Genomic DNA, 9556 nt, shown 5'->3' with positions numbered 1-9556 from the left:
CGCCACGCGGCCTACATGATCTACACCTCGGGCTCCACCGGCCGCCCCAAGGGCGTGATCATCGAACACCACGCCCTGGCCACCTACCTCCACCGAGCCCGCACCGCCTACCCGGCCACCCGCGGCACCACGGTCCTGCACTCACCGCTGGCCTTCGACCTCACGATCACCGCCCTGTGGACACCCCTGACCAACGGCGGAACCGTCCACCTGACGAGTCTCGAAAACAGCCTGCGGCAGCCGACGCTGATCAAGGCGACACCCAGCCACCTCGCCATCCTCAACACCCTGCCCGCAAGCGCATCCCCCTCCGACACGTTGATCCTGGGCGGCGAAGCCCTCCACGCAGACCAACTCACCACCTGGCAGAACAGCCACCCGGACACCCGGGTCATCAACGCGTACGGGCCCACCGAGAACACCGTCAACGCCACCGAATACCGCATCCCCGCCGACGGTCTGCCCGTCGGCCCGGTCCCCATCGGCCGGCCGTTCACCAACACCCGCGCCTACGTCCTCGACAGCGCCCTCCGACCCGCAGCCCCCGGCACCAACGGCGAGCTCTACCTCGCCGGCCACCAACTCGCCCGCGGCTACCACCACCGCAACGCCCTCACCGCCGAACGCTTCACCGCCAACCCCTACGGCCCACCCGGCAGCCGCATGTACCGCACCGGCGACATCGCCCGCTGGACCCACGACGGCCAACTCCTCTTCATCGGCCGCGCCGACCACCAGATCAAACTCCGCGGCCACCGCATCGAACTCGGCGAAATCGAAGCCGCACTCACCACCCAGCCCGGCATCCTCCAAGCCACCGTCCTCCTCCGCGAGGACCAGCCCGGCGACCAACGACTCGTCGCGTACGTAGTAGCCGACCCCGCCCTCTGGAACGAGAGCACCGTCCAGTCCGGACTCGCCGCTCGCCTGCCCGACTACATGCTCCCGTCGGCCTTCGTCACCCTCGAAGGCCTGCCGCTGACCCCCAACGGCAAGCTCGACCGCAAAGCCCTCCCCGCACCCACCTACACGGGCTCCGTCGCAGGCCGCGCACCCCGCAGCCCCCGCGAGGAAATCCTCGTATCCCTCTACGCCGAAGTGCTGGCGGTCCCCCACCTCACCATCGACGACAGCTTCTTCGACCTCGGGGGGCACTCACTCCTCGCCACCCGCCTGGTCAGCCGCATCCGCACCACCCTCGGCGCCGAACTCTCCATCCGGCAGCTCTTCGAGACCCCCACCATCGCCGGCCTCGCCGCCACCCTCGACCAGGCAACCCAAGTCCGCACCCCGCTCACCGCCCAACCCCGCCCCGACCACATCCCGCTGTCCTACGCCCAACAGCGCCTCTGGTTCCTCCACCAACTCGAAGGCCCCAGCTCCACCTACAACATCCCCACCACACTCCGACTGACCGGCCACCTCGACGTCGACTGCCTGCGCCTCGCCATCGGTGACGTCGTCGCCCGCCACGAGAGCCTGCGCACCACCTTCACCGAGGACGAGGAGCACGGGCCCCGTCAGGTCATCCACGCCTTCGACCCGGCGAGCTTCTTCTTCCCCGTGGTGGCAACGGAGGAGGCCGAGTTGGAGGCCCAGCTCTCCGAGGCGGCGCACCACGCCTTCGACCTGACGTCCGAGATCCCGATCCGGGCCTCACTCTTCCGCATCACCGACGAGGAACACGTACTCCTGCTCCTCATCCACCACATCGCCAGCGACGCCTGGTCCCGCACCCCCCTCGCCCACGACCTCACCACCGCCTACACCACCCGCACCCAGGGATCAGCCCCCCACTGGACCCCGCTCCCCGTCCAATACGCCGACTACGCCCTCTGGCAACGCACCCTCCTCGGCAACGACACCGACCCCACCACCACCGCCGGCCAACAACTCACCCACTGGAAAAACACCCTCCACGACCTCCCCGAACAACTCGACCTCCCCACCGACCGACCCCGACCCCCCACCGCAAGCCACGCGGGCGACCGCATCACCTTCACCATCCCCACCACCACCCACCAACAACTCACCGAACTCGCCCGCACCACCCACACCAGCACCTTCATGCTCGCCCAAACCGCCCTCGCCACCCTCCTCACCCGACTCGGCGCCGGCACCGACATCCCCATCGGCACCCCCATCGCCGGGCGCACCGACGACGCCACCGACCACCTCATCGGCATGTTCATCAACACCCTCGTCCTCCGCACCAACACCAGCGGCAACCCCACCTTCCGCGAACTCCTCACCCGCACCCGCGAAACCGACCTCACCGCCTACGCCCACCAAGACCTCCCCTTCGAACGCCTCGTGGAAGCCCTCAACCCCACCCGCACCCTCTCCCACCACCCCCTCTTCCAGACGATGCTCAACCTGAACACCGTCGAGGGCGCCGCCGACGAGGCGCTCGTCCTGCCCGGGCTGCGGATCACGCCCGAGCGGAGCAGGCTCAGCGTCGCCAAGGTGGACCTCGCCTTCGTGCTCACCGAGACCCGGGACGGCGAGGGGGCGGCCGCCGGCCTGACGGGCGCACTGGACTACCGGACCGACCTCTTCGACCGGTCCACGGCGCAGTCGCTGGTGGACCGGTTCGTCCGGGTGCTGGAGGAGGTCACCGCGGATCCGGACGTACGGCTGTCCGAGCTACGGATCCTCAGCCCCGCCGAGCGCGGTGAGCTGCTCGACGCCTGGGCGGGGCCGGTGCTGGAGGACCTGGACACGACCCTGCCGCAGATGTTCGAGGCCCAGGCGTCCCTGACCCCGGACGCCCCGGCCGTGGTGTCCGGTACGCGATCGCTGTCGTACGCGGAGCTGAACGCGCGCGCCAACCGGCTCGCCCACCTGCTGCGCCAGGAGGGGGTGCGGCCGGGGACGCCGGTCGTCATGTTGATGGAACGTTCGCCGGCCCACGTCGTGGCGACCCTCGCCATCTCCAAGGCGGGCGGCGCCTACGCCCCGCTCCACGACACGTATCCGCTGGACCGGATGCGGTTCGTCGTGGACGACACCACCGCGCCGCTAATCCTCACCGACCGGGTCGAGGCGGCACGCGCCGCCGAGCTCGGCGCGCGGGTCCTGGTGGTGGACGAGGACGGCGCACCCGCCGACCGGCACCCGGACCGCAACCTGGGCGTGGGGCTGCGGCCGCAGGACCTGGCGTACGTGATGTACACCTCCGGTTCGACGGGCGTGCCCAAGGGCGTGGCCGTCACCCATCGCGGTGTCGTCGACCTCGTGCGCGACCACGCCTGGCGGCCCGGTACGCACGCCCGGGTGCTGCTGCACGCGCCGCACGCGTTCGACGTGTCCTCGTACGAGCTGTGGGTACCGCTGGTGTCCGGCGGCACGGTCGTCGTGGCGCCGCCGGAGCAGCTGGACGCCACGTCCGTCCGCGAGCTGATCACCACGCACCGGATCACGGCGATCCACCTCACCGCGGGCCTGTTCCGGGTCATCGCCGAAGAGGCTCCGGAGTCGTTCGCCGGGGTGCGGGAGGTCCTGACCGGGGGTGACGTGGTGTCGCCCGTCGCGGTCGCCCGGGTACTGGAGCACGCGCCGGACACGGTGCTGCGCCACCTGTACGGGCCGACGGAGACGACCCTGTGCGTCACCCAGCACGAGGTGCGGGCCCCGTACACGGCGCAGGCGAGCCTGCCGATCGGCCGGCCGATGGGCAACACCCGGGCCTACGTACTGGACCGCTGGCTCCAGCCGGTGCCGGCGGGCGTACCGGGCGAGCTGTTCATCTCGGGCGGCCTGGCCCGCGGCTACCTGCACCGCGGCCCGCTGACCGCGGAACGGTTCGTGGCCGACCCGTACGGCGGGGCCGGGGAGCGCATGTACCGCACCGGCGACCTCGTACGCCTCAACCGTGCGGGCGAGCTGGAGTACCTGGCCCGGGCCGACGACCAGGTCAAGATCCGTGGCTTCCGCGTGGAGCTGGGCGAGATCGAGACCGCGCTCGCCGGCCGCCCCGAGCTGGCCCAGGCGGCGGTCGTCGTCCGCGAGGACCGGCCCGGGGACCGCAGGTTGGTGGCGTACGTCGTCGGTGACGGCGGTCCGCACGCGGTGGACGCGCCGGCGCTGCGCTCCTTCGTACGGGCGACCCTGCCGGACTACATGGTGCCGTCGGCGTTCGTCACCCTGGACGCGCTGCCGCTCACCGCGAACGGCAAGCTCGACCGCAAGGCGCTCCCCGCCCCGGACTACGCGACGGGGTCCACCGGCCGGTCGGAGCTCACGCCGGTCGAGCGGAGCCTGCGCACGCTGTTCGGCGAGGTGCTGGGGCTGGCTCCGGAGGCGGTGGGCGTCGAGGACGGCTTCTTCGACCTCGGCGGCGACAGCATCCTCTCCATCCAGCTCGTCGGCCGGGCCCGTACGGCCGGCTTCGTACTGGCCGTCCGTGACGTCTTCGAGCACCAGTCGGTGGCCGCGCTGGCCGGGGCGCTGGCCGGCCGCGACAGCGGAGTGCCGGCGCGGCTCGCGGACCTCGACCCGTACGGGCCGGTGCCCGCCACCCCGGTGATGGCCCGGATCCACGAACTGGGGCTGGGCGGCGACGACTTCAACCAGTCCGTGGTGCTGTCGGTGCCGGCGGGGCTGGACCCGGACCGGCTGGCCTCCGCGTTCCAGCGGGTCCTCGACCACCACGACGTGTTGCGGCTGCGGGCCGGCGCCGACGGCGCCATGGAGGTGCGGGAGCCCGGCGCCGTACCGGCCGCCGAGGTCCTGCTGCGCGTCGAGGCGCCCGGGACGGTGCCCGCCGAGGACGTGGAAGAGCTGGTCACGGCCCTGGCGACGGCCGCCCGGGACCGTCTGGCACCCGCCGCCGGCCGCATGGTCCAGGCCGTGTGGCTCGACCTCGGATCCGCCGGCGTCGACCGTGCCGAGGGCCTGCTCATCCTGGTCGCCCACCACCTCGTGGTCGACTCGGTGACCTGGCGGATCGTGGTCCCCGACCTGGAGAGCGCCTACGCGGGCGACGACCTCGCCCCCGTGGGAACCTCGTGGCGCCAGTGGGCCACCGCGCTCGCGGAACTGGCCGGCGACCCGCGGATCGAGGCCGAACTCGACCACTGGGAGGCCGCCTCCGCCGGCGACGATCCGCTCCGGGTGGACCGTACGCGCGACATCCACGCACGGGCGGGCCGCGTCAGCCTCACCCTGCCCACCGACACCACCGAGGCCCTGCTGACCTGGGTCCCCGGCACGGTCAACGCCGGCGTCAACGACGTCCTGCTGACCGCCTTCGCCCTCGCCGTCGCCGCATGGCGGCGCGACCGGGGAGGCGACCCGGACGCGCCGGTGGTGGTGGACCTGGAGAGCCACGGCCGGCACGAGGACGCCGTACCCGGCGCCGACCTCAGCAGGACGGCGGGCTGGTTCACGGCCCTGTACCCCGTCCGACTGGCGCCGGCGGTGGCCGACTGGAGCCTGGTCCAGCGGGACGGGGCGGCCCTCGGTGACGCCCTCAAGCAGGTCAAGGAACAGCTGCGCGCCGTCCCCGGCAACGGCCTCGGCTACGGCCTGCTGCGCCACCTCAACGCCGACACCGGCCCACGGCTCGCCGCGCTCCCGGAGCCCGGATTCGGGTTCAACTACCTCGGGCGCAGAACGGCCCCGGTGCCGGACGCGGCCGGGCCGTGGAGCGTCATCGGCGGTGGAGTCGCGGGCCACCGCCCGGCGGCGCCGATGGCGCACGCCGTCGAGATCAGCGCGGTGGCGCACGACGGCGAGCAGGGACCGGAACTGCGCGCCGACTGGACCTACGCCCGGAGCCTGATCAGCGACGGGGAAGCCCGTGACCTGGCGGAACTCTGGTTCCGGGCCCTGGAAGCACTGGTATCGCACGCCGGCCGCCCCGACGCGGGAGGCCTCACCCCGTCCGACGTGACCCTCGCCTCTCTCAGTCAGTCCGAGATCGAGGAATTCGAAGCCGACCTTGAGTCCGATTGGGAGATAGAGCAGTGAGCCAGCAACCGTCTCGTTCGCGCAGCAAGATCGAGGACATCCTTTCGCTCTCCCCGCTGCAAGAGGGCTTCCTGTTCCTCAGCCTGTTCCACCCGGACGGGCCGGACGTCTACGTCGGCCAGGTCTCCTTCGACCTGGAGGGCCCCTTCGACGCGGCCCGGATGCGGGCCGCGGGCCAGGCCCTGCTCCACCGGCACGCCAACCTCCGCGCCGGGTTCCGGCAGCGCAAGAACGGCAGTTGGGCGCAGCTGGTCCTGCGGGAGGTGACGCTCCCCTTCGCCGAGGCCGACCTGTCCGGGCTGGCCGAGGAGGACCGGCTGACGGAGGCCGCCCGGCTCGCCGCCGCGGACCGCGCCGCACGCTTCGACCTGGGCCGGCCCCCGCTGCTGCGGTTCACGGCTGTCCGGCTGGACGCGAACCGGGTCCGACTGGTCATGACGAACCACCACATCGTGCTGGACGGCTGGTCGATGCCCGTCCTGCTCCGCGAGCTCATGACCCTGTACGCGGCGGACGGGAGCGGCGCGTCGACCCTGCCGCGGGTGCGCCCGTACCGCGACTACCTGACCTGGCTGGACGGCCGGGACCGCGAAGCGGCCCGCGAGGCGTGGACGGAATCCCTGTCGGGCCTGGAGGAGCCGGGGCTGATCGCCCCGGGGGCCGGGCCGGTGGAGTCCGCCCCCGAGAGCGTCACCTTCGGCCTGAACACCGAGGCCAGCACCAAGCTGGCCGGCTGGGCCCGTACCCACGGCGTCACGATGAACACCGTCGTCCAGGGCGCGTGGGCGCTGGCCCTGGCCCAGGCCACCGGCCGCGACGACGTGGTCTTCGGCGCGACCGTCTCGGGCCGCCCGCCGGAACTCACCGGCGTCGAGTCGATGGTCGGCCTGTTCATCAACACCCTCCCGGTCCGCGCCCGCCTGGACCACACCGAGCCCCTGACCGGGTTCTTCCGCCGACTCCAAGCCGAACAGGCCCGCCTGCTCGACCACCAGTGGGCAGGACTGGCCGACATCCAACGCTGGGCCGGCCACAGCGACCTCTTCGACACCGCCATGGTCTTCCAGAACTACCCCGTCGACGAGGGCGACCTCCGGACCGATCCGGACGCGGGACGGCTGCGGGTGACCTCCGCCGAGATCAAGGGCGGCACGCACTTCGCGGTGAACGTCGTGGCGACGATGCGCGGAACCGAACTGTCCTTCCGCGTCGACCACCGCCCCGACCTCTTCGACGCCACCTACGCCCACGGCCTGGGCGAACGGGTCCTGCGCGTCCTGGAAACCCTGACCACGCACGGCGACCAGCCGGTGGGCCGACTCGACACCCTCGACGCGGCCGACCGCGAGCGGGTCCTGGTGGAATGGAACGGCGACGACACCGAGCACGCGGACACTCCCCTGCACGACCTCTTCACAGCCCAGGCCGCACGGACACCGGACGCGATCGCGGTCACGGACGAGAACGGCAACAGCCTTACGTACGGGGAGCTCGACGGCCGCGCCAACCAGGTCGCCCGCCACCTGATCGCCCGGAACGTGCGGGCCGAGCAGTTCGTGGCACTGGTCCTGCCGAAGACGACCGACGCGATCGTGAGCATGCTCGGCGTGCTGAAAGCCGGCGCCGCGTACCTGCCCGTCGACCCCGACTACCCGGCCGACCGCATCGCCCACATCCTCACCGACGCCGCACCCGCGCTGACCCTCACCGAGCCCCTCTCAGCCGAGGCACTCACGTCGTACGCCGACACGCAGATCAGCGATGAGGAGCGTCCAAGCCCGTGGTCCGCCCACCACGCGGCCTACATGATCTACACCTCGGGCTCCACCGGCCGCCCCAAGGGCGTGATCATCGAACACCACGCCCTGGCCACCTACCTCCACCGGGCCCGCACCGCCTACCCGGCCACCAGCGGCACCACGGTCCTGCACTCACCGCTGGCCTTCGACCTCACGATCACCGCCCTGTGGACACCCCTGACCAACGGCGGAACCGTCCACCTGACGAGTCTCGAAAACAGCCTCCGGCAGCCGACACTGATCAAGGCGACACCCAGCCACCTCGCCATCCTCAACACCCTGCCCGCAAGCGCATCCCCCTCCGACACGTTGATCCTGGGTGGTGAAGCCCTCCACGCAGACCAGCTCACCACCTGGCAGAACGCCCACCCCCACACCCGGGTCATCAACGCCTACGGGCCCACCGAGAACACCGTCAACGCCACCGAATACCGCATCCCCGCCGACGGGGCTTCGGCCGGCCCGGTCCCGATCGGCCGGCCGTTCACCAACACCCGCGCCTACGTCCTCGACAGCGCCCTCCGACCCGCAGCCCCCGGCACCGACGGCGAGCTCTACCTCGCCGGCCACCAACTCGCCCGCGGCTACCACCACCGCAGCACGTTGACCGCCGAACGCTTCACCGCCAACCCCTACGGCCCACCCGGCAGCCGCATGTACCGCACCGGCGACATCGCCCGCTGGACCCACGACGGCCAACTCCTCTTCACCGGCCGCGCCGACCACCAAATCAAACTCCGCGGCCACCGCATCGAGCTGGGGGAGATCGAATCCGCGATCGCGTCCCAGCCCGGCGTCCTCCAGACGGCCGTCCTCCTCCGCGAGGACCAGCCCGGCGACCAACGACTCGTCGCCTACCTCGTCCCCACGGACGGTGCCACCCCCAGCGCCGACCACCTCAAGCAGCAGCTCGCCGAGCTTCTGCCGGACTACATGCTTCCCTCCGCTTTCGTCACTCTCGAAGCGCTCCCCCTCACCCCGAACGGCAAGCTGGACCGCCAGGCGCTCCCCGCACCCACCTACACGGGCTCCGTCGCAGGCCGCGCACCCCGCAGCCCCCGCGAGGAAATCCTCGTATCCCTGTACGCGGAGATCCTGTCCCTGCCGCACCTGACGATCGACGACAGCTTCTTCGACCTCGGCGGCCACTCACTCCTCGCCACCCGCCTGGTCAGCCGCATCCGCACCACCCTCGGCGCCGAACTCTCCATCCGGCAGCTCTTCGAGACCCCCACCATCGCCGCCCTCGCCACCGCCCTCGACCAGGCGACCGACGCCCGTACGCCCCTCACCGCCCAACCCCGCCCCGACCACATCCCGCTGTCCTACGCCCAACAGCGCCTCTGGTTCCTCCACCAGCTCGAAGGCGACAGCTCGGCCTACAACATCCCCACCACACTGCGCCTGACCGGTCGTCTCGACACCGATTCGCTCGAACTGGCGCTCCACGACCTCGTCGCCCGCCACGAGAGCCTGCGCACCACCTTCGCCGAGGACGAGGAGCACGGTCCGCACCAGATCGTCCGGCCCGTCGGTGACGCCGTCGTGCCGTTCACGGTCCGCGAGGCGGACGCGGACGACGTCTCCGCCCTGATCGCCGAAGCGACCGGTCGCGGCTTCGACCTGACGTCCGAGATCCCGATCCGGGCCTCGCTCTTCCGCATCACCGACGAGGAACACGTACTGCTCCTCCTCATCCACCACATCGCCAGCGACGCCTGGTCCCGCACCCCCCTCGCCCACGACCTCACCACCGCCTACACCACCCGCACCCAGGGATCAGC

General features: G+C 71.6%; 2 protein-coding genes. Both read left to right on the top strand.

Annotated features, from left to right (window positions below; translation table 11 throughout):
- Nucleotides 1-15 precede the first annotated feature (15 nt).
- Nucleotides 16-5973, top strand: a complete 5958-nt coding sequence (locus ACZ4XJ_RS37220) for an amino acid adenylation domain-containing protein (protein WP_468498867.1) — start codon at nt 16-18, stop codon at nt 5971-5973.
- Nucleotides 5970-9556, top strand: a 3587-nt coding sequence (locus ACZ4XJ_RS37215; RefSeq protein WP_468498866.1) for an amino acid adenylation domain-containing protein, incomplete at its 3' end; no start/stop codon positions are given. The genes ACZ4XJ_RS37220 and ACZ4XJ_RS37215, both read left to right, overlap by 4 nt.

The organism is Streptomyces sp. NPDC029836 (genome assembly GCF_055574495.1).
Note: the sequence above shows the minus strand (reverse complement) of the source record. Positions and strands in the feature narration are given on the sequence as shown.

What these genes read in the sequence shown, in the direction of transcription:
- ACZ4XJ_RS37220 (WP_468498867.1), top strand. Translation starts at nt 16, where the DNA reads ATGATCTACACCTCGGGCTCCACCGGCCGCCCCAAGGGCGTGATCATC.